The organism is Arthrobacter sp. Dra40 (assembly GCF_059091905.1).
The window spans coordinates 1-25,809 of the sequence record NZ_JBNHHB010000035.1 but is presented as its reverse complement, the minus strand read 5'-3'; the positions used below and the strand labels follow the sequence as shown (position 1 = coordinate 25,809).

Here is a 25,809-nt window from a genome sequence, read left to right as displayed (position 1 = left end):
CCACCCGGTCCCCCTGCCGGGCGGCGCGGCGCCGTCACCAACCGCCGCGCGTCGGCGTATGTCCCTGGCGGGCATCGTCGGGCATTGCCATTTCGGCCCGCAGCCCGAGAAGCCTGATCGGACGGCCCGCTTCGATTGCACCTGCGAGGTCCAGGGCCCGCGCCAGGATGTCGCTCCGGTCGAAGGTCCCGGGGATCTTCCGCGCGTGGGTCTTGGTGATGAATGGCGCGTACCGAACCTTGAGGGTTAGCCCGACCACGGGCCGCCCCTCTGCAACTACATCCTCAAGGACACGCGCCGTCAGCTCCCTCATGGCGTCGTCCACCTGGGCGGGCTCGGTCAGGTCGCGCTGGAAGGTGATCTCCCGGCTGTGCCCGCGGGCTATCCACGGGGTGTCGTCCACCACGCTGGCACCATCCCCGCGCCCGAGCTCCGCGTACCAAGGACCCATCCTGGGGCCGAACTCCGGAACCAGGTCTTGGGGGTCGGTCGCGGCGAGCTCTGCGACGGTGTTGATGCCGAGTTTCGCCAGCCGGGCCGACACCTTGGATCCCACGCCCCACAGATCCCTGGTTGGCCGCCCACCCATGACGTCGAGCCAGTTCCCGGCCGTGAGACGGAAGACGCCGGCCGGCTTGCCGAAACCGGTGGCGACCTTGGCCCGGACCAGGGTGTCGCCAATGCCCACGCTGCAATGCAACCGCGTTCGCTCCAGGACAGCGGCCTGCACCTGCCGGGCGTAGGCTTCGGGATTCTCCGCCACGGTGCCTACAAAGGCTTCATCCCAGCCCAGCACCTGCACGGTGGCGCCGGGCTGCGCACGCAGGGTAGCCATCACCGTTTCGGACGCCGCGAGGTAAGCCTCATGGTCCACCGGCAGGATCACGGCATCCGGCACTTTCCGGGCCGCGATGCGCAAGGGCATTCCGGAACCCACGCCGAACGCCCTGGCTTCGTAGGATGCGGTCGACACCACGGCTCGTTCCGTGGGGTCGCCCCGACCGCCGACGATGATCGGCTTGCCCTTGAGCTCAGGCCGCCGGAGCACTTCCACGGCCGCGATGAACTGGTCGAGATCGACATGCAGCACCCACCGGATTCCGCTCACGGCACCAGTCTGCCTTAACATCCATTGGCGAGCATCGGCTCTCCAGCTAGCCCGTCCATCCACGCGCGCGAGCGATCGACTCATCCTCCAAGGCTGGGCATCAATTAGAAGATGTGTTCTAATAAACGCATGCGCTGGGATGGACAGTTAGTCACCGCCGAGTCTCCCGCTGCGTTGCCTGGGCTGGCTAAACTGAGCAACCTCGTACGCAGCGTACAGACGCCGGAATTCGCGGGAATCACCTTTCACGAGGTACTGGCGAAGTCCGCCCTCAGCCGGGTTCCCAGCCAGTCTGCGATGCCTTTCGCATGGACCATCAACCCGTATCGGGGCTGCTCCCATGCATGCACCTATTGCTTCGCCCGCAACACCCACAGCTATCTTGGTCTTGACACCGGGGTGGACTTCGACAGCCAACTGGTGGTGAAGATCAACGCCGGCGAAGTGCTGCGCCGGGAGCTCGCCAAGCCGTCGTGGAAGCACGAACAGGTGGCCATGGGCACCAACACGGACCCTTACCAACGGGCAGAAGGCCGGTACAAGCTCATGCCGGAGATCATCAGGGCCTTGGCTGATTCCGGAACGCCGTTTTCGATCCTGACCAAAGGGACCTTGCTGGCCCGCGATCTGCCCTTGTTGCATGAGGCGGCCAAGGACGTCGACGTCGGCATGGGCATCTCGCTGGCCATGACGGACGCCGGCTTGGCGCACCGGGTGGAGCCGGGAACACCGACGCCTCGGGCGCGGCTGGACCTGATCGCCAAGCTCAGCGATGCCGGCTTGGCGTGTTCGGTGATGGCGATGCCGATCCTGCCCTGGCTGACGGATTCCGAAGAGGCGCTCGACGACCTGTGTGCCTCGGTAGCGGCCGCCGGTGCCACCAGCATGACGGCGGGCGCGCTGCACCTTCGTCCCGGTGCGCGCGAGTGGTACATGCAGTGGTTGGCCAAGGAATATCCGCAACTGGTCGGCAGCTACCGCCGCCTCTACGACGGCGGAACCTATGCCTCCAAGGACTACCGACGGTGGCTGGCCGCCCGGGTGGGCGCGGCCAAACGCCGGCACGGTCTGCAGAGTGCAGCCCGGCTGCGCGACGTCAACACACCGCGGACAGGCACTTCTCCCGGCCGGCCGAACGGAGGACCGAACGCAGCCGCACCGCCTGAAGTTGGGCAGCCGACGCTGTTTTAACCGTCCGGCACCGGGTCTTAACCGAATGGACATGCTGGGAGTCCGTCAGGCCGGACGGCCAACCGCCTTCGCCGCCTTGAGGACAGCCGCGACGATCGGGAAGTCGGCCGGAATCCATGGCAAGGCCGTGGCTTCGCGCTCGTCCAGCGGGACCCAGCGCAGTTCGTCGTGGTCTTCAAGCGGCTCCGGCCGCCCGTCGGTAATGTACGCGCACCACACCCGCATGGCCGCCGTTTCGTTAAGCAGCCAGCCCTGCTCGTGCGGACCGGCCACCTCCTCGCCAAGCTCAATCGCGACCCCGAGCTCCTCGCGGATTTCGCGCCGGAGGGCGTCCTCGCAGCTCTCCCCCGGCTCCACTTTGCCGCCGGGAAACTCCCACAAGCCGGCCAGCGGCTCCGGCGCCGTCCGCCGGGCGGCGAGAAATCCGACGGGTGCTGCGCGGCTATCGAGGATCGCTGCTCCGACAATCTGTTTAAGGCTCATCTGCACGCCGACCAGTCTACGGTCCGGTTGTTCCCTTCCGGCGGCCCGGAGGCGGCTGTGCCGCAGCCCACATCTTTGCCCCGGCCGGAATTGGACACCGCGCTGAGGTGTTGCCGTACAGTAACTGCCGGTGCATCCGGCGGCCATCGTCATCCCGCCGCTCCTGCCGCAACGGCGCGGCTATTCCCCTCTCCCAGTGCACCCCATGCCGCTCAAACGAAAGCCGACAGATGAATTCAGCCGCCCTGGCAGTCCCACGGACGCAGACCGACAACCGCCGGACGGTCTGGGCCATCGTTGCGCTGGCTATGGGCGGGTTCGCCATCGGCACCACGGAATTTGCCATCATGGGCCTACTCCAGAACGTGGCTCAAGGCCTGGACATCAGCATCCCGGAGAGCGGGCATCTGATCTCCGCCTACGCCTTGGGCGTGGTGGTCGGGGCACCCTTGCTGGCCGGCCTCGGAGCCCGGCTGCCGCACAAGCACCTGGTGCTGGGGCTGATGGTCCTGTTCACGCTGGGGAACCTCTCATCCGTCCTCGCGCCTGACTACGCCACCATGCTGGTCACCCGGTTTATTTCCGGCCTGCCGCACGGCGCCTACTTTGGCGTGGCCGCGGTCCTTGCCGCCTCGCTGGTGTCCCCGGCCCGACGCGCCCGAGCGGTTGCCATGGTGATGCTGGGCCTATCGGTGGCCAATGTCGTGGGCGTTCCGCTGGTGACCTGGCTGGGCCAGCAGTACGGCTGGCGGCTCATGTTCGTGGCGGTGGGCATCGTCGGAGCGGTGACGGTGCTGATGATCCAACGCCTCGTCCCCTTCAGCCCGGCACATGAAGAAGCCGGCATCCGCCGCGAGCTCCGCGCGTTGAAACGGATCCATGTTTGGCTGGCCCTGTTGATCGGCGTGGTGGGGTTCGGCGGGTTCTTCGCGGTTTACTCCTACATCAGCCCCACCATGACCGAAGTGACCGGCCTGGCCCCGGCTGCCCTGCCGCTGATCGTCGGCCTCTATGGCCTGGGAATGGTCGTCGGCACGTTCATCGGCGGCCGGTTGGCGGATCGGTCCGTGATGGGCACCATCTACCAAGTCATGACGGCCATCGTCGTCGTTCTGGTGCTCTTTTGGGCAGCGAGCTCGATTGCGATGCTCGCGGTTCCGCTGGTCTTCCTTCTGGGCGTGGCAGGATCCAGCTTGATCCCCGCCCTGCAGACCCGACTGATGGACGCGTCGCCTGATGCGCAGACTTTGGCTGCCTCGCTGAACCATTCGGCGCTGAACATGGCCAACGCGCTGGGCGCTTTCCTCGGCGGACTCGTGATCTCCTGGGGCTGGGGCTTCGCGGCCCCGGCCCTGGTCGGCGCCGGACTGGCGGCTTTGGGGCTGGCCATCGCGGCAGTCAGCGGAGCGATCGAGAAGCGGAGCAGCGTTATCCGATGAGCTTGGCCGGCAGTCGGGCTGACCGGCACGGTGTCGGCGGGCCTCCGGGCTCGATCAGGCCTGCCGGCCCGTGGAATGCACGGACTCCGACCGGTAGATATCCGGTTCCAGATAGATCAGGGTGGCGATCGGCACCGCTTCACGGATGCGGCTTTCGGCTGCATCAATCAACCGCGCAATCTCTTGGCCCGAGTCGCTGCTACCCACGCTGATCTTGGCCGCCACGAGGAGTTCCTCGGGCCCCAGATGCATGGTCTTGAGGTGAATGATCTGTGTCGCGTTGTCGGCGCCGATGGCTTCTTCGATGAGCCGGATGTGCTGGCGCGAGGCTGATTCGCCCAGCAGCAGGGACTTGGTCTCAATGGCGAGCACGGCGGCAATGGCCACCAGCAGCAAGCCGATCATGGCCGTGCCTGCCGCGTCCCACAGACCGTTGCCGGTCAGCAGGGTCAGGCTGACGCCGAACAGGGCGAACACCAGCCCCAGGAGGGCGCCAAAATCTTCAAGCAGGATCACGGGGAGTTCAGGCGACTTCGACCGGCGGATGAAATCGAACCAGCCGGTGCTGCCGCGTACGGGATTGGACTCCCGGATGGCGGTTCGCAGGGAAAAGGATTCGGCGATGATCGCACCGGCCAATACCGCCAAGGGGACCCACCACCAGAAGCCTTCGATGGGATGCGGATCCTGCCACTTATGGTAGGCCTCGTACAGCGCGAACAGTCCGCCGACGCTGAACAACACGATGGAAACGATGAACGCGTAGATGTAGCGGTCTCGGCCGTAACCGAACGGGTGGCTGGGGCTAGCTTGGCGTGCGGCTTGTTTTCCGCCAACGAGCAGCAGGATCTGGTTGCCGGAGTCGGCTACCGAGTGGATGGCTTCGGCCAACATGGATGACGATCGGGTCAGGAAATACGCGATGAACTTCAGTGCGGCTATGGTCAGATTGGCGGCCAGAGCCGCCACGATCGCCTTGGTTCCTCCGCTTGCTGCCATCGTTAACCTCCCAGGTCGCCCCGGTCATAGTCCAGTCGCCGCGGTTCTTACGGTACCGTCCGACCGGGGTGTTTGGGAGTGGCTAGACCGGCTGGGCGCCCCGTCGCTGCGACCTTGCCGAGGCATACAAGCAGACCGTGGCCGCGGTGCCCACGTTGAGGCTCTCGGCTTGGCCGTACACCGGCACCGCCACCCGATGGTCCGCCGCAGCGAGTTCCTCCGACGACAGCCCCTGGGCTTCGTTCCCAAAGAGCCAGGCAGTTGGCGACGCCAGATCCGGAAGGCGGGCAGCGCCGTCGTCCGCTGCTGCCTGCCCCTCCCCCAAACGGGACAGCGCGCTGCGGTCCTGCAAGTCGTCCAAGTCGATTGTTCCGTACCCGTCGGCTGCGAGCAGGGTCAGGCCGGCTGCCCGCAGGGCGGCGGCCAACTCGTCGAAATCGTGTCCGGTCACCACGGGCAGGTGGAAAAGCGATCCAGCCGTGGAACGCACGGCCTTGGGGTTGTAGATATCCACGCTGGAGTTGGTCAGCACGACGGCGTCGGCGCCGGCGGAGTCGGCCGCCCGCAGGATGGTGCCGGCGTTTCCGGGATCCTGCACCCGGACCATGATGGCCAGCAGCAGCGGCTTGGCCTGCAGCACTTCATTCAGCGGCCGGTCCAGATAATGGCAGACAGCCAGGATCCCTTGCGGGTTGACGGTGTCGGCCATGGCCGCGAGCACCGCGTCGGTGGCCAGCCGCAGCGGCACGGCGTCGGCCAGATCCAGCAGCTCCGGCAACCGGTCCAGGCAGGCTTCGGTGGCAAAGACCTCCACCACGATCCCGTCGCCTCCGGATGCAATGTTCGCGCGGTGGGCTGACAAGGCCTCGCGGACCGCCTGCGGGCCTTCGGCGAGGAACTGCCGGCGTTTTAAACGCACCGAGCGCCCGGCAAGCTTGGCCACATCCTTGACCCGATCGGCTCGGGGGTTGGACATGATCGTAGCTTGCGGGCGCCCGGTAATGCTCATACAGCGACTATAACGTCGCCCTATGGCGGTTCATGCATCCGGTGCTTACTCGGCAACCTTCTGGCGGGCTTCGCCGCCGGCGGGCTCGAAACCGGCAGCCTTGGCGGCTTCGACGGTCTCGAACCAGTACACCGGAGTGGTGTTCTCGTACCAGGTGGAACCCGGAACGTGGTACTTCTTGGACTGGTTGCCCTTGATGCTGTAGCCGGCGGGCGCGTCCTCGCCGTCAACAGCCTTCACGGCGCCAGCGACTTCGCCGGCTTCAGCGGCGGGAGCGGCCTTGGCAGCCGGAGCGGCCTTGGCCTGGGCGGCCGGCTTGGCGGCGGCGGCCTGGCGCTCGGCGGGAGCGGAGGTGTCGGCGGGCAGGGCGTCCTTGGCAACCTTCACCAGAGCTGCGAAAGCGTTGGCGTCGGAGACGGCCAGCTCGGCCAGCATGCGGCGGTCGACCTGCACCTCGGCGGCCTTCAGGCCCTGGATGAGGCGGTTGTAGGTCAGCCCGTTGGCGCGGGAGGCAGCGTTGATGCGCTGGATCCACAGGCGGCGGAAGTCGCCCTTACGCTTGCGGCGGTCGCCGTAGCTGTACACGAACGAGTGCAGCAGCTGTTCCTTGGCCTTGCGGTACAGGCGGGACCGCTGTCCGCGGTATCCGGCAGCCCGGTCCAGGATGACCCGGCGCTTCTTGTGGGCGTTGACCGCCCGCTTCACACGTGCCACGTGCGTACTCCTTTTGATGATTGGTGCCCGGTGGTTCGACCGCCACGATCAGCGGTCTGGGCAAAACTTGCGGGGATGGTGCTGACGGCTGACGCCGTGCGGACCGGAGGGAGAAAGTTAGATGCCGAGCATCTTCTTGATGTTGCGCACGTCGGCCGGAGCAACGATCTTGTCACCTGCGAGGCGGCGGGTCAGCGTGGAAGGCTTGTGCTCCAGGTAGTGGCGACGGTTGGCCTGCTGGCGCTTGAGCTTGCCGCTGCCGGTGAGCTTGAAGCGCTTCTTGGCGCCGCTGTGGGTCTTCTGCTTCGGCATGGCTGCCGTTCTCCTTACGTCTTCCTCAGGTCCCTGCGGACCTTCGGCTCGTGCGGTGCCGCTACGGGCACCGTCGGTTTACTGGTCTACCGGCACCGGACACACGGGCGTGCCCGGCAAGATGCCGGATGCTCTCTGGACGGTCTTAGCTCTTGGAGCCGGACCGGCCAGCAGGTTTGGGTGCTGCAGGCCGCGCTGCCGGCTTGGGCCGGGCTGCGGGCTTGGGTGCCGCGGGCTTGGCCTCGGAGGGGGCTGCAGGCTTTGCCGGGGCGGCGGGCTTGGCCTCCGCTGCAGGCTTTGCCGGGACGGCGGGCTTGGCCTCCGCTGCAGGCTTCGCCGGGACGGCGGGCTTGGCCTCCGCTGCAGGCTTCGCCTTCGGTGCTGCCGCCGGCTTGGTCTCGGCAGCAGGCTTTTCCTGCGGCGCAGCCTCGGGCTGTTCCTCCGTCTTGGCCTCTGGTTCAACCTCGGCGGGCACCTCGGGCTCAACTGCGGCGGGCGCTTCGGGCTCCGCAACGGCCGCGGCGGTTTGCTCGGCGGGTGCTTCGGCGGTTTCCTCCGGCTGGCTTGCCATGGCGGCAAGGCCTTCCGGAATCAGGTCGCCCAGGCTCTGGGTCAACGGCGCCTGATCGTCGCTGGTGTCCACCCGCTGCTTGCCGGCCTCGTTGGCTGCCTTGGCGTCCGCCTTCTGCACGGCGCGCCGGGCCTCTGCCTTGGCTTCGGCCTTGTTCTTGGTCGGGCCGATCACCATGACCATGTTGCGGCCGTCAATCCGCGGAGTCGATTCGATGACGCCGACCTCTGCGACGTCCTCGGCAAACTTCTGCAGCAGGCGGATGCCCATTTCCGGACGCTGCTGTTCGCGGCCGCGGAACTGGATCATGGCCTTGACCTTGTCACCGGCTGCGAGGAACCGCAGCGCGTGACCGCGTTTGGTCTCGTAGTCGTGCTTGTCGATCTTCAGCCGGAACCGAATTTCCTTGAGCACAGTGTTCGTCTGGTTCTTGCGCGCCTCGCGCGCCTTGACCGCAGCCTCATACTTGTACTTGCCAAAATCCATCAGCTTGCACACCGGAGGCTTTGCCTGCGGCGCGACCTCAACCAGGTCAAGATCCGATTCCGTGGCCAGGCGCAGGGCATCCTCAATGCGGACAATGCCTACCTGTTCACCGTTCGGTCCGACTAACCGCACCTCGGGAACGCGGATACGATCATTGATTCTTGGCTCGCTAATGGGTGGCTCCTGTCAGTGATATTCGTCTGCCGCCGGCAATGAAAGAAGGCCTCCCATTGCAAGCGCAATCGAAGGCCTCAAAGTGGCGGCAGGCGGAACTGAGAAGCTCCGGACTGGGCGTTGACAACGTCCCTCGACGTTGCCGGCCGCAGCCTGCCGACCGAAACCCGGCAGCTCTGGCTAGCCATACCGACGGGTGGGAGAGGACTCCGCTTGCAGATCGGACCCCTTTGCCTACGTGCTGTGAGGCACATAAGTAACCGGATCCAATTGGTCTGTGAAAAGCTTACCAGTATGAGCAGCTCAGATAACAATCCGCAGACCGACGACCATCGCCACAGCTTCGCGCCGGACGCCGGTTCTGCCTCCACCCAGGAACAGGAAGTCCTGGGCCAGATGCGCGATATCGCCGAAGTGCCCGCCGTCGAAGTCATCACCACCGCGGCAGTCCACCTGATGAGTGCCGCCGCCGTAAAATGCGGCCTGGCCGCCGGCGACGATGCGGAAGAGCTCAAAGACCTGGATGAGGCGCGCAAGCTGATCACCGCACTGGCCGGCTTCGTGACCGCCGCTGCGCCGGAAATCGGCAGCCAGCACGCCGGCCCGTTACGCGATGGCCTCCGCTCCCTGCAGCTCGCCTTCCGCGAGGCCTCTGTCATCCAGGACGAGCCGGGCAAGGGCCCGGGCGAGAAGTTCACCGGTCCGGTCAACTAACCCGGCAAGAACTCCAGAACTGTCCAGAACGACGCCGGTGCCCCGCACCGGCGTCGTTCTTGTCTCTCATGCTTGTGCTAGGGCCGCACCCGCTTCTGACGCTCAGCGGGTGAACTTCAGCTCCAGCGAATCCACCCGCTCTGCAAATTCCTGCCGTGCCTGCAGCCGCTCTTGGATCCGTCCTGCCAATGCAGCCAACTCCTCGCGCCCCAGTCCGTCACGCACCTGCAGCACCAAACGAAGCTCCGGACCGTGGCCTCCGCCTGCCACCACCGAGCCATCGGCGGCGCGCACCGCGATGCCAGCCCCGGGCTCGACGGATGCGGCCATGACGGCTTCTTCATCGCTGGTCGCTTCGGCCACCCAGTCCAGCAGCGCCGGATCGCGATAGGAGGGCACCCATTCGTGCTGCTTGGCCAAAGCCCACACGGCCGGCCGCCGGACCACGAAGGTCAGCGCGGCGCCCGGATCCATGACCATTAACTCGGCGTCTTCCGACACTGCCGCCAACGCCGCCCGCGGAGCATAGGCTGCAACCGGCCGGGCTTCGGGATGCCAGGCTGCGAGAGCGGCGGTATTGCTGAACGCGGGAAGCGCACGTCGCCCGTCCGGGGCTTGCAGTGTCACCAAAGCCATGTCCGCCTGTTTATCCGACGTCAGGCCGCCGCTGCCCTCCGCCTCTTCTCCGAGCGTGGCCACGATGGGGACGAAAACCCGGGCGTTGGCCAGAGCGGCCACCACTTCCGCTTCTCCGCCGGTGCCGGCCGCCAGCCACTGAAGCGCTGCTTCGTAGGCCGGATCGGTGCTGCCGTCGTCCTGATCGAATTGGTGCAGCGGATTTCCTTCGCCGCTCAGGTCCCGGCCGGCCCAGCTTTGGCCCGCCGAATCCCCCGCACCGCCCGCTCCCGCCAGCGCTGCAGCAATGTGGGCCGGCAGTTCCTTCTTCGCCACGCTGGTACCTCAGCGCCGTCCGGCGACGTCGAGGGCTTCGGGCAGGGTGAACTTGCCCGCGTAGAGGGCCTTGCCGACAATCGCTCCTTCGACTCCCGTCGAAACCAGTTCACGCAGCGCCCGCAGGTCATCCAGGCTGGAAATACCACCGGAGGCCACCACCGGCTTATCGGTCCGCTCGCACATCTGCCGAAGAAGGTCGATATTCGGTCCGCGCAGTGTCCCGTCTTTGGTCACGTCGGTCACCACGTACCTGGCACAACCGGCATCTTCGAGGCGGGACAGGACCTCCCAGATGTCGCCGCCTTCCTTCGTCCAACCGCGGGCCGCAAGCGTGGTGCCGCGGACGTCAAGACCGACAGCGATGGCGTCGCCGTGCCGTTCAATGGCGCGCGCGGTCCACTCCGGGTTTTCCAGAGCGGCGGTGCCCAGGTTAACGCGGGTGGCTCCAAACTCCAGCGCCCGTTCCAAGGACTCGTCATCGCGGATGCCGCCGGACAGCTCCACCTTGATCTTCAGCTCGTCGGCGACGCGGCGCAGCACCTCCGTGTTGTTGCCGCGGCCGAAAGCCGCATCGAGATCCACAAGGTGCACCCACTCCGCTCCGTCGTTCTGCCACGCCATGGCAGCGTCCAGCGGGTCGCCGTAGCCGGTCTCACTGCCGGCTTCACCTTGGACGAGCCGGACTGCCTGGCCGTCCGCTACGTCGACTGCGGGCAGGAGTTCAAGGATGGGCGTTTGGTTCGTCATAGTGATTCCGCTTTCTGCGCCGTCAGCTGCGCGGGCTGTGGGTGGTTACTCGGTCGGGCCGAGGGTGAGCAGGTAGGCCGCCAGCAGGGACATCCCGGCCAAGATCCAGAAAACGATGGCCGACCACTTGGGCAGCCGCTGTTGCCGGAACGAGATGGCTCCGCCGGCCAGCAGCCCGGCCAAGGCCATGAGGAGGAGGCTGCCCATGGCTACCGCAGCGTCTTCAGCCAGTTGCGGAGCAACTCCGCGCCGGCGTCCCCGGACTTCTCCGGATGGAATTGCGTAGCACTCAGCGGACCGTTTTCAACGGCCGCGATGAACGGGGCCCCATGCGTAGACCAGGTCACCTTCGGCGGCGCCATCGCCGGCTGGGTGACATCAAAGTTCCAGTGCTGCACGCCGTACGAGTGCACAAAATAGAACCGCTCGTCTTCGATGCCGGCAAACAACCGGCTGCCCTCCGCGGCGTCAACGGTGTTCCACCCCATGTGCGGCACCACCTCCGCTGGCAGCACCTCCACGACTCCGGGCCATTCCCCGATTCCCTGCGTCCGGACGCCGTGTTCTACTCCCTCTTCGAACATGACCTGCAGGCCCACGCAAATGCCCAGTACCGGCCGGCCGCCGGCCACCCGGCGTCCGATCCAGCGAAGGGCGTCAACAGACTTCAGCCCTTCCATGACCGTAGCGAAGGCCCCGACGCCGGGGACCAACAGCCCGTCGGCGTTGAGGACATCCTCGGAAGCATGGCTGAGCGTGACGTCGGCGCCGACGTGTTCCAGCGCCCGGACGGCCGAGCGCACATTCCCGGATCCGTAGTCCAGTACGGTGACTTTGGCCCCAGCGGTCACAGGGCACCCTTCGTTGAGGGAATGCCCTCGACCCGGGGATCGGATTCAACCGCGGCGCGCAGCGCCCGGGCGAACGCCTTGAACTGGGCCTCGACGATATGGTGCGGGTCGCGGCCGCCCAGCACGCGCATATGCAGGCAGATCTGGGCGTGCAGCGTGATGGCTTCGAAAACGTGGCGCGTCAGGGACCCGGTGAAGTGTCCGCCAATCAGGTGGTATTCCTGGCCCGCCGGCTCTCCCGAGTGCACCAGGTAGGGACGGCCGGAGACGTCGACGACGGCATGGGCCAGCGCTTCATCCAGCGGCACCGTTGCTTCGCCGAACCGGCGGATCCCTGCCTTGTTGCCCAAGGCATGCTTCAAGCTCTCCCCGATCGAGATCGCCACATCTTCCACCGTGTGGTGGGCGTCAATGTGGGTGTCGCCGGTGGCCTTGACGGTCAGATCGATCAGCGAATGCTTCGACAGTGCGGTGAGCATATGATCGTAGAACGGCACGGTGGTGCTGATCTCGGAGCGGCCGGTGCCGTCGAGATCCAGTTCAACCAGCACGGACGACTCACTGGTGATGCGTTCGAAGCGTGCGGTACGTCCGGTGGTGGTATCCACGGTCATGGGAGTCCTTTGACGAAAATGGTTGACCGGCCCAGGCCGGTGCGCTCTTACTACAGTTTAGGAGACTGGGCTCGACATCAGGGCCTTGATGCCGTCGAGGAAAGCTGTGGTCTCGGCCTCAGTGCCCGCGGTCACCCGCAAGTGTCCGGGAATCCCGACGTCGCGGATCAGCACACCGGCTTCCAGAAGCCCTTGCCACACCGCGTGCGGGTCTTCCAAGCCGCCAAAGAACACAAAGTTGGAGTCTGACGGTGCCGGCTTCAACCCCAGTTCAGCCAGTCCATCGACAATGCGGTCCCGCTGGGTCTTGATGTCCTCAACATTGGCCAGCAGGGCGTCAGCATGTTCCAGTGCGGCCAACGCCGTCGCCTGGGTGATCGCGGACAGGTGGTAGGGCAAGCGGACCAGGCGCAGGGCATCCGCAATCTGCGGCGCGGCGGCCAGGTACCCCACTCTGGCACCGGCAAGGGCGAAAGCCTTACTCATGGTGCGGGAAACGATCAGCCGCTCCCGGCCGGGCAGCAGCGTCAGCGCACTCGGCGTGCCAGCGTGGGCGAATTCGGCGTAGGCCTCATCCACGATCACGATGGCTTTGGACGCCTCCCCCGCTTCGTAGGCGGCCTCGACAACGTCGAGCCCCAGGGCAGTGCCCGTCGGGTTGTTCGGCGAGCACAAGACGACCACATTCGCGGCGGCTTCTGCGACGGCAGCGGCAGCCGCTTCCGGCGAGAGCGTAAAGTCCGCCCCCCGAGGGACCGCAACATATTCGGTGTCCGTCCCGCTGGCCAGCAGCGGGTACATGGAATACGTCGGCGGGAAGCTCAGCAGGGTCCGGCCCGGTCCGCCGAAGGCCTGAAGGATCTGCTGCAGCACTTCATTCGAACCGTTCGCCGCCCAGATGTTCTCTGCCGTGAGGCCGTGTCCCAAGTAGCGGGACAGTGCCGTCCGGAGCTCGGTAAACTCGCGGTCCGGATACCGGTTCAAACCGGTCGCCGCGGCGCTGACGGCCGAGACGATGGCTTGATGCACCGTCTCCGGCAAGCCGTGGGTGTTTTCGTTGACATTCAGAAGGATGGGCACGTCCAACTGGGGGGCGCCGTATGGCTCCAGGCCCCGGAGGTTCCCCCGCAACGGCAGGCGGTTCAGGCGTTCTAGCTGCTCACTCACCGATCCAGCTTAAGCTTCGGCCCGCCCGGGGCAGGAATCGGGCGGGCCGAAGCGGCTCATATTACGGTTGGCTCAATGCCTCGACGGCACGAGCAGCTGCTGGCCGGCATGGACGATGTCCCCCTCCAGGCCGTTCAGCTGCGCGATCTCGAAGATGACATCATGCGGGTTGCGGCCAGGGGCCGTTCGCACGGCCACGTCCCACAGCGTCTGGCCGCTGCCGACCGTGACAGTAACAGCCGGCCCCGGGCCCAGCCCTCCGGCAGCGGCCATCGCCGGTGCAGTGAAAAAGCCGACCAAGGTGAGCGCGACGGCCGCAGCAAGCATGAGCGGCAGGCCAATCAGCAGCAAACGGCCCCGGCGAGTGAGCCGGAGGCGGGCGTTGGCGCGGAAGTCTGCGGACTGCGGTGCGAGCTGGGCGGACATGGTGCCACCTTTCCGATTTTCGATCTATTTCGACTGGTTTCGATCATCGAACCACGGCATTCGAACGTATCTTCGAATGCGTCTTCTACTGTTTTAGCACTGGTGATCGACTATTGTCGAGACTCAGTCGAACAAATGTTTGAAATTCCTTACCGCCTCGCCTAGCGTTGATGGCAGGAGCGGCTGTGAATTGCAGTGCATCAGCCGCCACTGACAAAACAGTCGAGACAGCAATCCGAGTGCCGGTTCCGCATCTACCAGACCCGGCACCTGGACATCATGGGAAGACCGGGGCCGGATATGTCCGAAGAGACCACCACCAATGCCGGAGCGCGGCGACGAGGCCGCCCTGTCAAGGTCGGACGCAGCCTGACGCCGCGGCAGAAGAAGATCCTGGAAACCATCCAGCGGTCCGTCATTGCCCACGGGTATCCGCCGTCGATGCGCGAGATCGGCGACATCGTCGGTTTGGCGAGCCTGTCCAGCGTCACGCATCAGCTGGCCCAACTGGAGAAGATGGGCTACATCCGGCGGGACCCGAAGCGCCCCCGGGCCATGGAAATTCTCACTCCGCTGACGCTGGAGCATGGCGGCGTGGAAATAGTGGGTGTCGACGAGCCGCAGCAGCTGCGCAGCTCAAGCGGCGTGGCGGTATCCGAACTCACCACGTCATCCGATACGGCCATGGTGCCGTTAGTGGGGCGGATCGCCGCCGGCGGGCCGATACTGGCAGACCAGGCGGTCGAGGACGTTATGCCGCTGCCCCGGCAGCTGGTGGGGCACGGCGAATTGTTCATGCTGAAGGTTTCCGGCGATTCGATGATCGATGCCGCCATTTGCGACGGCGACTGGGTCGTGGTTCGGCAGCAGCATACCGCCGAGAACGGCGATATTGTCGCGGCGCTGCTCGACGAGGAGGCAACGGTGAAAACCTTCCGGCAGCGCGACGGACACACCTGGCTGCTGCCGCAGAACACTCGCTATGAACCGATCCTGGGCGACCATGCAACCATCATGGGCAAAGTTGTCTCCGTGATGCGCGCGCTCTGACCCCTCTGTCACCTATCCCTCGACCGAGGTAACCCGCCTAGGCGGCGGGGTCCGGCCCGCTGCCGCCGCCGGTTCAGGCTGCGGCAGCGGCCAACCGCTGCAGGATCTGGCGTGCGATGGCGCCGTCCTTCGTGCTCCAAAACGGCGGCAGGGCGCTGCGGAGGAAATTTCCATAGCGGGCAGTGGCCAGACGGGAATCCAACACGGCCACGACCCCCTTGTCATTCGATGCGCGAATCAGGCGGCCGGCACCCTGGGCCAACCGCACCGCCGCATGGGTGGCCGAGACCGTCATGAAACCGTTGCCTCCGGCCTGGGTCACCGACCGGGTACGGGCGGTGGTCAGCGGGTCGTCCGGCCGCGGGAACGGAATGCGGTCGATGACTACCAGCCGGCATGCCTCGCCCGGGACGTCGACCCCCTGCCACAAAGTCATCGTGCCGAACAGGCAGGTGTCCGGTTCATCGGCAAATTGACGGACTAACGCCGCCATCGATGATTCGCCCTGGCACAGGATGGTCAGGTCGGTGCGCTTGCGCATTTCCGCGGCAGCGTCTTCTGCAGCACGTCGCGAGGAGAACAATCCGAGGGCACCGCCGCGTGAGGCCCGCAGCAGCTCCTCGAGTTCGTCGAGCTGCTCGGGGCTGGTGCCACGGCCCGGCTTGGGCAGATGCGATGCCACGTACAACACGCCTTGGCGGGGGTAATCGAAGGGACTGCCCACGTCAGCGCTCGAGTACGCTGGAGCGCCGGCACCCAGCAACCCGAGCGAGCCGGCAACGGCGTCAAAAGTTCCCCCCACCGACAGCGTGGCGGACGTCAGTACGACCGTATGTTCGTCGAACAGCCCTTCACGCAGCCTGGATGCAACGGACAACGGGGCGATGTTAAGCGTCGCCGGTTGGTCGTCGTTGGCGACGTAGTCACCGGTCTCGCCGTACGTACTGGGACGGGTTGCCCAAATGACCTCGCGGGAATCTGCCGCCGACAGCAGCCGTTCAGCCGTCTCCAGCACCGCAGAGAGACGGGAGCGGGCCATCTGCCTCCCGCCGTCCGCGGCACCGGATCCCTCGGGCTTGGAATCGGACAGCGCTGCTCGGGCCGCTTCCCGCAGCTGCACGAGGACCAACTGCTGCTCCTCGCGCAGGCCGGAGGCCAACAATCCGCTCGGCAACGGCTCCAGCACATCCTCCAGCGCGCTGGCAGCCGAGTTGAGAGGCTCAACGCTGATCCCGGTGTGCTTGCGCGCGGTCGAAGCCGCGGTGCGGACCATGGCAGCCGACAGCTGCCCCGCCACAGCGCTGGTCACGCGGTCCTGAAGCTCGTGGGCCTCGTCAATCACCACCACGTCGTAATCGGGCAGCACGGCCACGCCCTCGAAGGCGTTGATGGCGAGCATGGCGTGGTTGGTGATCACGATGTCCGCCTCTGCCGCGTGTGCGCGCGCCAGTTCGCTGAAGCATTCGGCGGCCAGGGGACACTTTTGGGCGCCGAGGCATTCCATCGATCCGACGGAGACCTGGCGCCATGCCCGGTCGCTGACGCCGGGTACCAGTTCATCGCGATCGCCGGTCTCGGTCTCCTGCGCCCATTCGCGCAGGCGCACAACCTCCTTGCCTAAGGCACCCGCGGCCCCGGTGGACGCCCCGCCGCCGGCAGGAGCCGGGTGCGGGACGGCATCCTCGCCGAGGCTAAACAGCGCGGCCGGGGCGTCTTCGTCCGGAAAGCCGCCGGTTAGCTTATGCAGGCAGACGTAGTTGTTCCGCCCTTTCAGCAGCGCCACATCCAGCGGCCGGGGAAGCTCATCGGCGACGGCTTCCATCAGCCGCGGCAGGTCCCGCTTGACGATTTGCGATTGCAGGGCCAGGGTCGCGGTCGAGACAATGGCGGGCTTCTCACCCTTCAAGGCCTGCACCATCAGCGGGATCAGATAGGCCAACGACTTGCCGGTTCCGGTGCCCGCCTGCACCAGCAGGTGCTGCCGGCGGTCGAAAGCCTCGGCCACTTTGGCGGCCATCTCGTGCTGGCCGGCACGATGCTGGCCGCCCATGCCCTGGACGGCGACGTCGAGCAGCCTCAACGCCTCGCCGGCGGGAACCCGCGTATCAGTCATGTCGAAGGAATCGTTCCAGCTCCGCTGCCAATCCCTCACGCACCAGCACATCGAGCCGTGTGCCGTCTTCCCCGTGCTCCATGGCGAGGATTTCGGCGTCCTCGTTATGCAGGCGGCTGATGACTTCGCCGTGGTCGTAGGGCACCAGCAGGCGCAGCTTCAGGCTGGGCCGCGGAATGGTCTCGCTGATCATTTGCAGCAGCGTGTCCATGCCCTGGCCGGTGCGCGCCGACACCACCACGTGGTTCGGTTCGCGCTGGCGCAGGCGTTCGACCACAAAGGGGTCGGCGGCGTCTGCCTTGTTCAGCACCACGATTTCAGGAAGGTGCCGGGCATCCACCTCGGTCAGCACTTCGCGGACCGCGGCGATCTGGCCCTCCGGGTCAGGGTGTGAAACGTCCACGACGTGCAGGATCACGTCGGCGTCGGCAACTTCCTCCAACGTGGAGCGGAAGGCTTCCACCAGCTGCGTAGGCAGCGAACGGACGAAACCGACGGTGTCGGCGAGCGTGTAGCCAATGCCGTCGGGTGTTTCCGCCCGGCGCACAGTGGGGTCCAAAGTGGCAAAAAGCGCGTTCTCCACCAGCACGCCGGCATCGGTCAGGCGGTTGAGCAGCGACGATTTTCCGGCGTTGGTGTAACCGGCGATGGCCACCGACGGCACGGCATTGCGGCGGCGGTTGGCACGTTTGGTTTCCCGTGCCGGCTTCATGCCCGTGATTTCGCGGCGCAACTTCGCCATCCGGGTCCGGATACGACGGCGGTCCAGTTCGATCTTCGTCTCACCGGGGCCGCGCGAACCAATGCCGCCGCCGGCAGCTCCGACGCGACCGCCGGCCTGGCGTGACATCGACTCGCCCCAGCCACGCAGGCGCGGCAGCAGATACTCCAGCTGGGCCAGCTCGACCTGGGCCTTGCCTTCACGGCTTTTGGCGTGCTGCGCGAAGATGTCCAGGATCAGCGCCGTGCGGTCAATGACCTTGACCTTCACGATGTCTTCCAGTCCGCGGCGCTGCGAAGGCGAGAGTTCGCCGTCGACAATGACCGTGTCCGCACCGGTGGACATCACGATGTCCCGCAATTCCTGGGCCTTTCCGGAACCGAGGAAAGTGCCCGGGTCCGGCTTCATCCGGCGCTGCACGATGCCGTCCAGCACCTCGGAGCCGGCGGTCTCCGCCAGCGCCGCCAGTTCCCGCAAGGAATTGTCCGCGTCTGCGGCCGTGCCTTCGGTCCAGAGACCGGCCAAAACCACGCGTTCCAAGCGCAGTTGCCGGTATTCAACCTCGGTGACATCCTCCAGCTCGGTGGAGAGGCCTGCTACGCGGCGGAGGGCACGGCGTTCGGCCAAGTCCTGTTGGTCACCGTCAAATTCGGAATGCTCGGAGTCGAGTTCAGACAGGGCCTGCGCTCGGCCGCCGACTCCCGGCTTGCTTCGTGCCGCAGTGTCGCGGGCCAGGATGCGGTCAATGACTGCCTGGATCTCATCCGGCGTCATTTCCGGTTCCGGCGACGGCTGGGGGCTGTTGGTGGTCATGCTCTCCTTCGAAATGTCCGTGGTCTTATCGTAGTCCTCCGGGATGCGTGCAGAAGAGCCCGAAGATGTGGTTTGTGGATGATCGGCCAAAAGTCCTCCTGGCATGGGCCCCGTCGTCGCGGGGCAGGAAATGCATGGCAGCTGGCGCCTGTTGGTGCGGCCGGCATAAACCGGCGCCGGTGACCTGAAGCAGCCGGTACGAGCGGCTGCGGCGGTGGAGTGTTCCGCAAGAGGTTCGGGGAACGGTGATTGCCCGGCGGCCGGGGAGAACGGACTCTCAACCAACGGCACGCGCTGTACCGTAGCGAACGGGACAGCATGGTGGCGGCGCAATCATTTACTTCTTCATGTGATAAACGCTATCAGAGCCGGCCCAGCTTAGGTGCACCTTGATACCGATTCCGCTGAACGCGCACTAATCTGGCCGATTATGGGAACAGAGCACTACTTCAGCCCGCAACCAGGCAAACCCGAGGTCCGCCGCATCCTGGAGGTCGAGCTGGACGGCCGCCCGCGGCAGCTGCAGACGGCTGGCGGCATCTTCAGTCCGGACGGGGTCGACAAGGGCACGGCGGTGCTCTTGGCCGAGGTTCCTCCGCCGGCTCCGGCAGGCAACCTGCTGGACATCGGCTGCGGCTGGGGCCCGATTGCCCTGACCATGGGCCTGAAGTCCCCCGGCGCCACGGTGTGGGCCGTGGACGTCAACGAGCGCAGCATCGCCCTGACCAACGACAACGCCGCGTCGTTGGGTCTGGGCAATGTCCGTGCCTGCCTGCCGGAAGAGGTCGACCCGTCGCTGCAGTTCGAAACCATCTGGTCCAACCCGCCGATCCGGATCGGCAAAAGTGAACTGCACGAACTGTTGTTGCTGTGGCTGCCCAAGCTCGCGCCGGGAGGCACGGCATGGCTGGTGGTCCAGAAGAATCTGGGGGCGGACTCGCTGCAGCGCTGGCTTTCGGGCGAACTGCCGCCGGACTACTCCGTTAGCCGTGAAAGCACGGCCAAGGCCTTCCGGGTGCTTTGCGTCCGGCGCGCCGGTTGAACCGCTGCCGTCAGGCCACTGTGCCGCGCGACACCAACACGGCGGGACCGCTCAGCTCCACATGTTCGCGCCCGTCCGCCGCCGGGAGAAACCGTACGCGGACCGTCCCGCCGGGGACCCCGACCTGCCAGTCGTCCGGCGCCCCGTTACCGGCCCAGTAGCGGATGGCGACGGCGGCGGCGCAGGCACCGGTCCCGCAGGACTGTGTCTCCCCCACGCCCCGTTCGTGCACGCGCATGCTGATGTGCCCTGCTCCGTCGGCGACGAGGGGTTCTGCCGGCACCACAAATTCAACGTTGGTTCCGTGTGCGGGAACCGGATCCACCGCCGGCGCCGCGAACAATTCGGTGGCGGCAAGTTCTTCAAGTCCGGCAAGAGCAACGACGGTATGCGGGTTGCCCATGCTCACGGACAGCGCCGGCCGCGGTATCTCCAGGCCGCCGGCGCGGACGGTGGAGTCCATGGCCTTGGCTTCAGCCTCAGCCGGGAAGATGAATTCCCACGGCCCCATGTCCACGGCGTAGCCATTGGCGGACCGCCGGATGACCTTGATCCCCGCCCTGGTCCCTATCGTCAGAGATTCCCCTGCTGCCAGCTCGACCAGTCCCTCGGCCAGCAGAAAATGCACGAAGACGCGGACGCCGTTGCCGCACATCTCGGACACTGAGCCATCCGCATTGCGGTAGTCCATGAACCACTCGGCCTCCGGCGCTGCCGCCAGCAGTTCCCGGCCTTCGGGCAGGTGCTCTGAACGGACGGCCCGGATCAGCCCATCCGCGCCGATGCCCAGATGGCGGTGGCAGAGTGCAGCGACGGCCCGGGGGTCGATGTCCTTGACCCCGTCCGGATCGGCAATCAGCACAAAGTCGTTGCCGGTTCCATGCCCTTTGGCGAAGGGCAGCCCGGACAGGGCGGACAAATGGTCAGGAAGGGGACTGTTCACGCTTCAAGCTTAGCGAGGTGCGCGGCGGCCTTGTCCGCCACCAGCGGATCCTGCCAGTCGAGCCAGTGGATCCGGGGATCAGCCCGGAACCAGGTCAGCTGGCGCCGCGCAAATTTGCGGGTGGCGGTGATGGTGTCCTCCACCGCCGTCTCCTGACTCCATTCGCCGTCGAGCACCCTCAGGAACTGGGCGTAGCCGAGCGCGCGCGAGGCGGTCCGCCCCTCGCGCAGGCCCCGCCGGTCCAGTGCGTCGACTTCGTCCAGCAGGCCGCGCTCCACCATCGCATGAACGCGACCGGCAAGGCGGTGCTTGAGCTGTTCGCGGTCCACCTGGAGGCCGATCTGCACCGTGGGGCGGACGTACTGCCGCTCCGGCATGTAGGAGCTGAAGGGACGCCCGGTCAGCTGCCACACTTCCAGCGCGCGAACGATGCGTCGGGCATCGGCCAGTCGCTCGGCTGACACTGGATCAACGTCCCGGAGCCGTTCCCGCAGCGCCTCGAGACCACGGCCAGCCAGCTCTTCCTCAAGGGCGCGGCGCAGTGCCGGGTCGGTGCCGGGAAACTCGATCGCGTCGAGGGCCGCCCGGACGTACAGTCCGGAACCGCCGGCAAGGATGGCCCGGCGGCCCCGGTGGTGAATGGCATCGATCGCATCGCGGGCCCGCTGCTGGTACGCCGAGACGCTCGCTTCGTCCGTGATGTCGAGGATGTCCAGCAGGTGGTGGGCGACCCCTTGCCGTTCGGCGACCGTCATTTTCGCCGTGCCGATGTCCATGCCGCGGTAGAACTGCATGGAGTCGGCGTTGATCACTTCCCCGTCCAGCCGCTGCGCCAGCTCGACGGCGAGATCGGACTTTCCGGATCCGGTGGGGCCGACGACGGCGATGACCGCCGGGGTGTCCGGCTGGCTCTGTTGATCGGCCGGCATCGCGCTCAGGCGGGCCGGACCGGCAGCGCGGGCATGCCCAGCGACACTTGGGCCGGCTTGCTGCCCGGGGTCGAAGGTACCCCGCAGGAGTCTGCCTGGGAGCGGTCCCACGCATCCCCGGCGCGCGAACGACGCAGTTGGTAGTCCGTTGCGGAAACCGGATCGGCGATCAGGTGGAAGGCCGCGGCTTCGGTCACCGTCACCGTCACCAAGTCGCCCGGACGCGGTGCCTGCGCGCCGTCGGGCACAGAGAAGTGCACCAGCCGCTGGTCGCGGGCCCGGCCGGAGAGCCGGTGGGTCTCCCCTGCCTTGCGTCCCTGCTGCGCGGTCACCATGACCTCCACCCGGCTGCCCAACTGTTTGGCGTTTTCTTCCGCCGCAATCCGGTCCTGCAGGGCAGTCAGGCGCTCGTAACGTTCTTGCACTACGGACTTGGGCAGCTGGTCCGGCAGCTCGGCGGCCGGGGTCCCGGGCCGCTTGGAATACTGGAACGTGAAGGCGCTGGCGAAGCGGGCCTGTTCCACCACCGCCAGCGTTGCCTGGAAGTCTTCCTCGGTCTCCCCGGGGAACCCGACGATGATGTCGGTGGAAATGGCCGCATGGGGAATTCGTTCCCGGACCTTGTCCAGAATGCCCAGGAACTTCTTGGACCGGTAGGACCGGCGCATGTCTTTCAGGACCTTGTCCGAGCCGGACTGCAGCGGCATGTGCAGTTGCGGCATGGCATTGGGGGTTTCGGCCATGGCGTCAATGACGTCGTCGGTGAAGGCGGCCGGGTGCGGACTGGTGAAACGCACCCGCTCCAGGCCATCGATGCTGCCGCAGGCGCGCAGCAGCTTGGCGAAGGCTCCGCGGTCACCGAACTCCACACCGTAGGAGTTCACATTCTGTCCCAGCAGGGTGACTTCAATGGCACCGTCGTCGACCAGTGCTTGGACCTCCGCCAGAATCTCGCCCGGCCGGCGGTCGCGTTCCTTGCCGCGCAGCGAGGGGACAATGCAGAACGTGCAGGTGTTGTTGCAGCCGACGGAAATGGAGACCCAGCCGGAGTACACCGCATCGCGCTTGGTGGGCAGCGTCGAGGGGAACACATCGAGCGATTCCAGGATTTCCAGCTGCGCCTCGTTGTTGTGCCGGGCACGCTCCAGCAGCGCCGGAAGCGAACCCACGTTGTGGGTGCCGAACACCACGTCCACCCAGGGCGCCTTCTTGAGGATCGTCTCGCGGTCCTTCTGGGCCAGGCAGCCACCGACGGCAATCTGCATCCCGGGATGGCGTTCCTTGACCGGGGCCAGTTGGCCCAGGTTGCCGTACAACTTGTTGTCGGCGTTCTCCCGAACCGCGCAAGTATTGAAGACCACGACGTCGGCCTGGCCGGCTTGCGCTTCGACCATCCCGGCGGCTTCGAGCAGCCCGGCAAGCCGCTCGGAATCGTGCACGTTCATCTGACAGCCGAACGTGCGCACCTGGTAGGTGCGGGCTTCCGGCTGCGTCACGATGGTGGGGGCGGGGACAGTCAAACTCACCTTACAAGGGTACGGCCTGCGGCCGGACGAGCCACAATCTGCAGCCCGTCCGGAATTAGTACCGATTGTTGGCCAGATGGAAGTCCAAGGCCGAGCACGGGGAGCCGTAGCGGGACTCGATGTAGCCCAGCCCCCAGTCGACCTGGGTTTGGAAGTTTGTCTGGCGGTCGGCGCCGGCCATCTCGTCATCGAACGGGCTCTGAGGAATGCCCTGTGCGCCGCGGGATCGGTCAATGTCCCAGAGCCTTTCCAGGCAGCCCAATTGCCCGGCACCCCAGCCGAAGGATGCCAGCGCGCTTTCCATGTAGGCCTTGGCAGCGCTCTGATCGTGCCGCGATTCTTGCGCCTCGGCAGCAGCTTTCTCTTCGGCCGACCTTGCTTCAGCAGACTGCTGGCCGGCGCTCCCCTCTCGGGTATCACGCTGCTCTGGCGTTTCGGCCACTGCCGGTTTTTCTGCCTCTTTCCCACCGGCGGGTGCTTCCCCTACAGCCTTCGCAGCAGCGGTCTTCTTCACTGCTGGCTCTTGGCGTGCCTGACCCGGTTGCGCTGCATCCTTGCCTGCTGGCTCTTGGCGTGCCTGACCCGGTTGCGCTGCATCCTTGTCTGCTGCCTCTTGACTCCCCTGCCCCGACTGCGTGGCATCCGCGCCTGCTGCTGCCTGGTGTCCCTGCCCCGGCTTCGCGGGCTTGTTCCCGGCGGTGGCAGTTGTGGGTGCCCCCTCAGCTTGCTGCTGGAGGTCATCACCCGCTACCTGGCTACGCCGTTCGGCCGGCTCAGCTAAGCCGACAAACTCCATCAGGGGTGCCGTAATCGATCTCACGACTTCCGAGGCGGTTTGCCCTTTGCGGACGCCGCTGACGGCTCCAGTTGCGCCCACGGCGGCGACGGAGCAAAGTGTCACTCCTGCCGCGATCCTGAGGCGGCGCTGCCTGCGACTGCGCCGGCGTTGCTGGTTCTTTTGACGACGTTCATTCTGGGCTGCACTCACAATCGCACTAGGGTAGCAACCCAATCTGGAAATGTCACAAAACGATAACGGCGGTTGGTAGCCCTGGTGGGGGCCGCCCCGGAAGACGGCATCAAGTTCCCGCCTGATTGGCGGCGCCGAGTTCCTCATCCGCGACCTGATAGGCCAGCGACGCAGAATAGCCCTTGCGGGCCAGCATGGAGACCAGCCGGCGCAGATGCTTGTCCCTTTCCGACCGGTCCTGCAGTTGCCAGTCGGGACGAATCTTGCGGCGCACCAGGCTGCGGGCCGCTTCAAGCTCGTCGTCCGCCGTAAGCTGGTCCAGCGCTTGCTCGGCTACATCGCCGGCGATCCCTTTATCGGCAAGCTCGCGCTTGAGCGCGGAGCGTGCCAATGAACGGGACTGGGACCTGCTCCGCACCCACATTCTGGCGAACTCGGCGTCGTCAATGAGGTTAACCTCCTCGAACCGCTCGAGCACTGCCTCGGCGACGTCGCCGGGGACGCCGCGCTCAGCCAGCTTCGCGGCCAGCTGCGCGCGGCTCTTTGGGGACTGCGTCAGTGAACGCAGGACAACCGAACGCGCAACGCCGTAAGGATCCGCGTCCGGCCCGAGATCCGCCGGACTGCCCGGCGTGGGGCCGGCGCCCTGTCCGTGCCTGAACGCCACTTAGAATCCGTCGACGGCCTTGAGCTTCGGCTCGCCCTCTTCCCCGCTGTCCGGGACCGCGTCGATGCCGAGCTTCTGCCGGATCTTGCGCTCCAGCTCATCGGCCAGGTCGGGGTTGTCGATCAGGAACTTGCGGGCGTTTTCCTTGCCTTGGCCGAGCTGGTCGCCGTCATAGGTAAACCAGGCGCCCGACTTTTTGACGAGTGCATGCTCCACACCCATGTCGATCAGACCGCCCTCGCGGGAGATGCCGTGGCCATACAGGATGTCGAATTCTGCCTGCTTGAACGGCGGCGCCATCTTGTTCTTGACGATCTTGGCGCGTGTCCGGTTGCCCACCGGATTGGCTCCGTCTTTCAAGGTCTCAATCCGGCGTACGTCGATGCGCACCGAGGCATAGAACTTCAGTGCCTTACCGCCGGTGGTGGTCTCCGGGCTGCCGAAGAACACGCCGATCTTTTCACGCAACTGGTTGATGAAAATGGCAGTGGTCTTCGACTGGCTAAGCCGCCCGGTGATCTTTCGCAGGGCCTGGCTCATCAAACGGGCCTGGAGACCGACATGGCTGTCGCCCATTTCGCCTTCGATTTCCGCACGTGGCACCAGGGCTGCGACGGAGTCGATCACGATGATGTCCAGGGATCCGGAGCCGATCAACATGTCCATGATTTCCAGTGCCTGCTCGCCGGTATCCGGCTGCGACACCAGCAGGGCGTCGGTGTCCACGCCAAGCTTCTTGGCATACTCCGGGTCCAGCGCGTGCTCGGCGTCGATGAAAGCAGCGATTCCGCCGTTGCGCTGGGCGCTGGCGACGGCGTGCAGCGCCACCGTGGTCTTACCTGAGGATTCCGGACCGTAAATCTCGACCACGCGGCCGCGCGGCAGGCCGCCGATGCCCAGGGCAGCATCCAAGGCGATCGAGCTGGTGGAGATCGTTTCGATGGGGGCGCGGGTGTCGTCGCCGAGACGCATCACCGAGCCCTTGCCGAACTGCTTGTCGATCTGCGCCAGCGCAGCTTCCAGTGCCTTCTCGCGGTCAGCTGGTGCGGCCATTGTTCACCTCAGTCTCTTGCGGC

Annotated in this window: 27 protein-coding genes; 5 read left to right on the top strand and 22 right to left on the bottom strand. The window is 66.1% G+C overall.

The annotated features are described in order from the left end of the window. Positions 1 to 34: 34 nt before the first annotated feature. On the bottom strand, positions 35 to 1,129 hold the full coding sequence (locus AC5RWT_RS15920; protein WP_494080990.1) for a DNA polymerase IV: 1,095 nt from the start codon (positions 1,127 to 1,129) through the stop codon (positions 35 to 37). 108 nt (positions 1,130 to 1,237) lie between these two features. Between AC5RWT_RS15920 and AC5RWT_RS15915 the strand changes: the two genes are divergently transcribed. Next, on the top strand, positions 1,238 to 2,299 hold the full coding sequence (locus AC5RWT_RS15915) for an Rv2578c family radical SAM protein (RefSeq protein WP_494080989.1): 1,062 nt from the start codon (positions 1,238 to 1,240) through the stop codon (positions 2,297 to 2,299). A gap of 45 nt (positions 2,300 to 2,344) precedes the next feature. Here the strand turns inward: AC5RWT_RS15915 and AC5RWT_RS15910 are convergent, their stop codons facing one another. Continuing rightward, positions 2,345 to 2,782, bottom strand: coding sequence for a (deoxy)nucleoside triphosphate pyrophosphohydrolase (locus AC5RWT_RS15910; RefSeq protein ID WP_494081008.1), 438 nt, complete (start codon positions 2,780 to 2,782; stop codon positions 2,345 to 2,347). A gap of 230 nt (positions 2,783 to 3,012) precedes the next feature. On the opposite strand from AC5RWT_RS15910, the gene AC5RWT_RS15905 reads away from it, so the two are divergent. Beyond that, positions 3,013 to 4,221, top strand: coding sequence for an MFS transporter (locus AC5RWT_RS15905; protein ID WP_494044855.1), 1,209 nt, complete (start codon positions 3,013 to 3,015; stop codon positions 4,219 to 4,221). Positions 4,222 to 4,275: 54 nt separating this feature from the next. On the opposite strand, the gene AC5RWT_RS15900 is transcribed toward AC5RWT_RS15905, so the two are convergent. The 5 genes from AC5RWT_RS15900 to infC form a co-directional block, all read right to left on the bottom strand. Further along, complete coding sequence (locus AC5RWT_RS15900; protein ID WP_494080988.1) at positions 4,276 to 5,220, bottom strand: cation diffusion facilitator family transporter; 945 nt, start codon at positions 5,218 to 5,220, stop codon at positions 4,276 to 4,278. An 82-nt stretch (positions 5,221 to 5,302) separates the two neighbouring features. Next, positions 5,303 to 6,229 carry a TrmH family RNA methyltransferase gene (locus tag AC5RWT_RS15895; RefSeq protein WP_494080987.1) on the bottom strand — a complete coding sequence of 309 codons (927 nt, stop codon included), beginning with the start codon at positions 6,227 to 6,229 and terminating at the stop codon, positions 5,303 to 5,305. A gap of 45 nt (positions 6,230 to 6,274) precedes the next feature. Next, on the bottom strand, positions 6,275 to 6,943 hold the full coding sequence (rplT, locus tag AC5RWT_RS15890; protein WP_494044852.1) for a 50S ribosomal protein L20, sunset domain variant: 669 nt from the start codon (positions 6,941 to 6,943) through the stop codon (positions 6,275 to 6,277). A gap of 117 nt (positions 6,944 to 7,060) precedes the next feature. Continuing rightward, entirely contained in the window at positions 7,061 to 7,255 is a 195-nt protein-coding gene (gene rpmI, locus AC5RWT_RS15885) for a 50S ribosomal protein L35 (RefSeq protein ID WP_127511693.1), read from the bottom strand. Positions 7,256 to 7,400: 145 nt separating this feature from the next. Continuing rightward, positions 7,401 to 8,444 (bottom strand): translation initiation factor IF-3, encoded by a 1,044-nt coding sequence (infC, locus tag AC5RWT_RS15880; protein WP_494080986.1) that lies wholly within the window; start codon positions 8,442 to 8,444, stop codon positions 7,401 to 7,403. A gap of 336 nt (positions 8,445 to 8,780) precedes the next feature. On the opposite strand from infC, the gene AC5RWT_RS15875 reads away from it, so the two are divergent. Continuing rightward, entirely contained in the window at positions 8,781 to 9,200 is a 420-nt protein-coding gene (locus AC5RWT_RS15875; RefSeq protein WP_452037816.1) for a DUF1844 domain-containing protein, read from the top strand. 102 nt (positions 9,201 to 9,302) lie between these two features. Here AC5RWT_RS15875 and AC5RWT_RS15870 read toward each other — a convergent pair whose 3' ends face one another. The 7 genes from AC5RWT_RS15870 to AC5RWT_RS15840 form a co-directional block, all read right to left on the bottom strand. After that, positions 9,303 to 10,151 (bottom strand): SseB family protein, encoded by an 849-nt coding sequence (locus tag AC5RWT_RS15870; protein WP_494080985.1) that lies wholly within the window; start codon positions 10,149 to 10,151, stop codon positions 9,303 to 9,305. Between the two features lie 9 nt (positions 10,152 to 10,160). Beyond that, positions 10,161 to 10,901, bottom strand: coding sequence for a bifunctional 1-(5-phosphoribosyl)-5-((5-phosphoribosylamino)methylideneamino)imidazole-4-carboxamide isomerase/phosphoribosylanthranilate isomerase PriA (gene priA, locus AC5RWT_RS15865; RefSeq protein WP_494044849.1), 741 nt, complete (start codon positions 10,899 to 10,901; stop codon positions 10,161 to 10,163). 45 nt (positions 10,902 to 10,946) lie between these two features. After that, positions 10,947 to 11,108: a hypothetical protein gene (locus AC5RWT_RS15860; protein WP_169303872.1), complete on the bottom strand. Its 162-nt coding sequence runs from the start codon at positions 11,106 to 11,108 to the stop codon at positions 10,947 to 10,949. Between the two features lie 2 nt (positions 11,109 to 11,110). Beyond that, positions 11,111 to 11,752 carry an imidazole glycerol phosphate synthase subunit HisH gene (hisH, locus tag AC5RWT_RS15855; RefSeq protein WP_494044848.1) on the bottom strand — a complete coding sequence of 214 codons (642 nt, stop codon included), beginning with the start codon at positions 11,750 to 11,752 and terminating at the stop codon, positions 11,111 to 11,113. Continuing rightward, the gene (hisB, locus tag AC5RWT_RS15850; RefSeq protein WP_494044847.1) at positions 11,749 to 12,366 is read right to left on the bottom strand and encodes an imidazoleglycerol-phosphate dehydratase HisB; all 618 of its coding nucleotides are present in this window, start codon (positions 12,364 to 12,366) and stop codon (positions 11,749 to 11,751) included. The genes hisH and hisB overlap by 4 nt, the downstream gene beginning before the upstream one ends. Positions 12,367 to 12,423: 57 nt before the next feature. Next, positions 12,424 to 13,533, bottom strand: a complete 1,110-nt coding sequence (locus AC5RWT_RS15845; protein ID WP_494044846.1) for a histidinol-phosphate transaminase — start codon at positions 13,531 to 13,533, stop codon at positions 12,424 to 12,426. Between the two features lie 72 nt (positions 13,534 to 13,605). Next, the gene (locus AC5RWT_RS15840; RefSeq protein ID WP_494080984.1) at positions 13,606 to 13,959 is read right to left on the bottom strand and encodes a LysM peptidoglycan-binding domain-containing protein; all 354 of its coding nucleotides are present in this window, start codon (positions 13,957 to 13,959) and stop codon (positions 13,606 to 13,608) included. Positions 13,960 to 14,259: 300 nt separating this feature from the next. Here AC5RWT_RS15840 and lexA point away from each other — a divergent pair, with 300 nt between their 5' ends. Then, complete coding sequence (lexA, locus tag AC5RWT_RS15835) at positions 14,260 to 15,009, top strand: transcriptional repressor LexA (RefSeq protein ID WP_494044844.1); 750 nt, start codon at positions 14,260 to 14,262, stop codon at positions 15,007 to 15,009. Positions 15,010 to 15,082: 73 nt separating this feature from the next. Here lexA and AC5RWT_RS15830 read toward each other — a convergent pair whose 3' ends face one another. Further along, entirely contained in the window at positions 15,083 to 17,122 is a 2,040-nt protein-coding gene (locus tag AC5RWT_RS15830; protein WP_494080983.1) for an ATP-dependent DNA helicase, read from the bottom strand. Continuing rightward, positions 17,115 to 18,656: a GTPase HflX gene (gene hflX / locus AC5RWT_RS15825; RefSeq protein ID WP_494080982.1), complete on the bottom strand. Its 1,542-nt coding sequence runs from the start codon at positions 18,654 to 18,656 to the stop codon at positions 17,115 to 17,117. The genes AC5RWT_RS15830 and hflX overlap by 8 nt, the downstream gene beginning before the upstream one ends. Before the next feature lie 430 nt (positions 18,657 to 19,086). On the opposite strand from hflX, the gene AC5RWT_RS15820 reads away from it, so the two are divergent. Beyond that, entirely contained in the window at positions 19,087 to 19,698 is a 612-nt protein-coding gene (locus AC5RWT_RS15820) for a class I SAM-dependent methyltransferase (protein ID WP_494080981.1), read from the top strand. 10 nt (positions 19,699 to 19,708) lie between these two features. On the opposite strand, the gene dapF is transcribed toward AC5RWT_RS15820, so the two are convergent. The 6 genes from dapF to recA all read right to left on the bottom strand — a co-directional run bounded on the left by dapF (position 19,709) and on the right by recA (position 25,786). Continuing rightward, the gene (gene dapF, locus AC5RWT_RS15815; RefSeq protein ID WP_494044840.1) at positions 19,709 to 20,641 is read right to left on the bottom strand and encodes a diaminopimelate epimerase; all 933 of its coding nucleotides are present in this window, start codon (positions 20,639 to 20,641) and stop codon (positions 19,709 to 19,711) included. Beyond that, positions 20,638 to 21,570 carry a tRNA (adenosine(37)-N6)-dimethylallyltransferase MiaA gene (gene miaA / locus AC5RWT_RS15810; RefSeq protein ID WP_494080980.1) on the bottom strand — a complete coding sequence of 311 codons (933 nt, stop codon included), beginning with the start codon at positions 21,568 to 21,570 and terminating at the stop codon, positions 20,638 to 20,640. Before miaA ends, dapF begins: the two co-directional genes overlap by 4 nt. Positions 21,571 to 21,575: 5 nt before the next feature. Continuing rightward, complete coding sequence (gene miaB / locus AC5RWT_RS15805) at positions 21,576 to 23,096, bottom strand: tRNA (N6-isopentenyl adenosine(37)-C2)-methylthiotransferase MiaB (protein ID WP_494080979.1); 1,521 nt, start codon at positions 23,094 to 23,096, stop codon at positions 21,576 to 21,578. 55 nt (positions 23,097 to 23,151) lie between these two features. Then, the gene (locus AC5RWT_RS15800) at positions 23,152 to 23,538 is read right to left on the bottom strand and encodes an aggregation-promoting factor C-terminal-like domain-containing protein (RefSeq protein ID WP_494080978.1); all 387 of its coding nucleotides are present in this window, start codon (positions 23,536 to 23,538) and stop codon (positions 23,152 to 23,154) included. Positions 23,539 to 24,175: 637 nt separating this feature from the next. After that, a complete protein-coding gene (locus tag AC5RWT_RS15795) occupies positions 24,176 to 24,733 on the bottom strand; it encodes a regulatory protein RecX (protein WP_494080977.1) in 558 nt (185 codons plus the stop codon). Further along, the gene (gene recA, locus AC5RWT_RS15790; protein ID WP_494080976.1) at positions 24,734 to 25,786 is read right to left on the bottom strand and encodes a recombinase RecA; all 1,053 of its coding nucleotides are present in this window, start codon (positions 25,784 to 25,786) and stop codon (positions 24,734 to 24,736) included. It lies immediately after the preceding gene. Positions 25,787 to 25,809 lie beyond the last annotated feature (23 nt).

Excerpts from the sequence above, each read along its gene's own strand:
- priA (WP_494044849.1), bottom strand. The coding sequence starts at position 10,901 with ATGACGAACCAAACGCCCATCCTTGAACTCCTGCCCGCAGTCGACGTA.
- AC5RWT_RS15905 (WP_494044855.1), top strand. The coding sequence starts at position 3,013 with ATGAATTCAGCCGCCCTGGCAGTCCCACGGACGCAGACCGACAACCGC.
- AC5RWT_RS15895 (WP_494080987.1), bottom strand. The coding sequence starts at position 6,229 with ATGAGCATTACCGGGCGCCCGCAAGCTACGATCATGTCCAACCCCCGA.
- AC5RWT_RS15840 (WP_494080984.1), bottom strand. The coding sequence starts at position 13,959 with ATGTCCGCCCAGCTCGCACCGCAGTCCGCAGACTTCCGCGCCAACGCC.
- AC5RWT_RS15920 (WP_494080990.1), bottom strand. The coding sequence starts at position 1,129 with ATGTTAAGGCAGACTGGTGCCGTGAGCGGAATCCGGTGGGTGCTGCAT.
- rpmI (WP_127511693.1), bottom strand. The coding sequence starts at position 7,255 with ATGCCGAAGCAGAAGACCCACAGCGGCGCCAAGAAGCGCTTCAAGCTC.
- lexA (WP_494044844.1), top strand. The coding sequence starts at position 14,260 with ATGTCCGAAGAGACCACCACCAATGCCGGAGCGCGGCGACGAGGCCGC.
- AC5RWT_RS15830 (WP_494080983.1), bottom strand. The coding sequence starts at position 17,122 with ATGACTGATACGCGGGTTCCCGCCGGCGAGGCGTTGAGGCTGCTCGAC.
- hisB (WP_494044847.1), bottom strand. The coding sequence starts at position 12,366 with ATGACCGTGGATACCACCACCGGACGTACCGCACGCTTCGAACGCATC.
- miaA (WP_494080980.1), bottom strand. The coding sequence starts at position 21,570 with ATGCCGGCCGATCAACAGAGCCAGCCGGACACCCCGGCGGTCATCGCC.
- AC5RWT_RS15875 (WP_452037816.1), top strand. The coding sequence starts at position 8,781 with ATGAGCAGCTCAGATAACAATCCGCAGACCGACGACCATCGCCACAGC.
- AC5RWT_RS15915 (WP_494080989.1), top strand. The coding sequence starts at position 1,238 with ATGCGCTGGGATGGACAGTTAGTCACCGCCGAGTCTCCCGCTGCGTTG.
- AC5RWT_RS15860 (WP_169303872.1), bottom strand. The coding sequence starts at position 11,108 with ATGGGCAGCCTCCTCCTCATGGCCTTGGCCGGGCTGCTGGCCGGCGGA.
- AC5RWT_RS15900 (WP_494080988.1), bottom strand. The coding sequence starts at position 5,220 with ATGGCAGCAAGCGGAGGAACCAAGGCGATCGTGGCGGCTCTGGCCGCC.
- hflX (WP_494080982.1), bottom strand. The coding sequence starts at position 18,656 with ATGACCACCAACAGCCCCCAGCCGTCGCCGGAACCGGAAATGACGCCG.
- AC5RWT_RS15820 (WP_494080981.1), top strand. The coding sequence starts at position 19,087 with ATGGGAACAGAGCACTACTTCAGCCCGCAACCAGGCAAACCCGAGGTC.
- recA (WP_494080976.1), bottom strand. The coding sequence starts at position 25,786 with ATGGCCGCACCAGCTGACCGCGAGAAGGCACTGGAAGCTGCGCTGGCG.
- AC5RWT_RS15910 (WP_494081008.1), bottom strand. The coding sequence starts at position 2,782 with ATGAGCCTTAAACAGATTGTCGGAGCAGCGATCCTCGATAGCCGCGCA.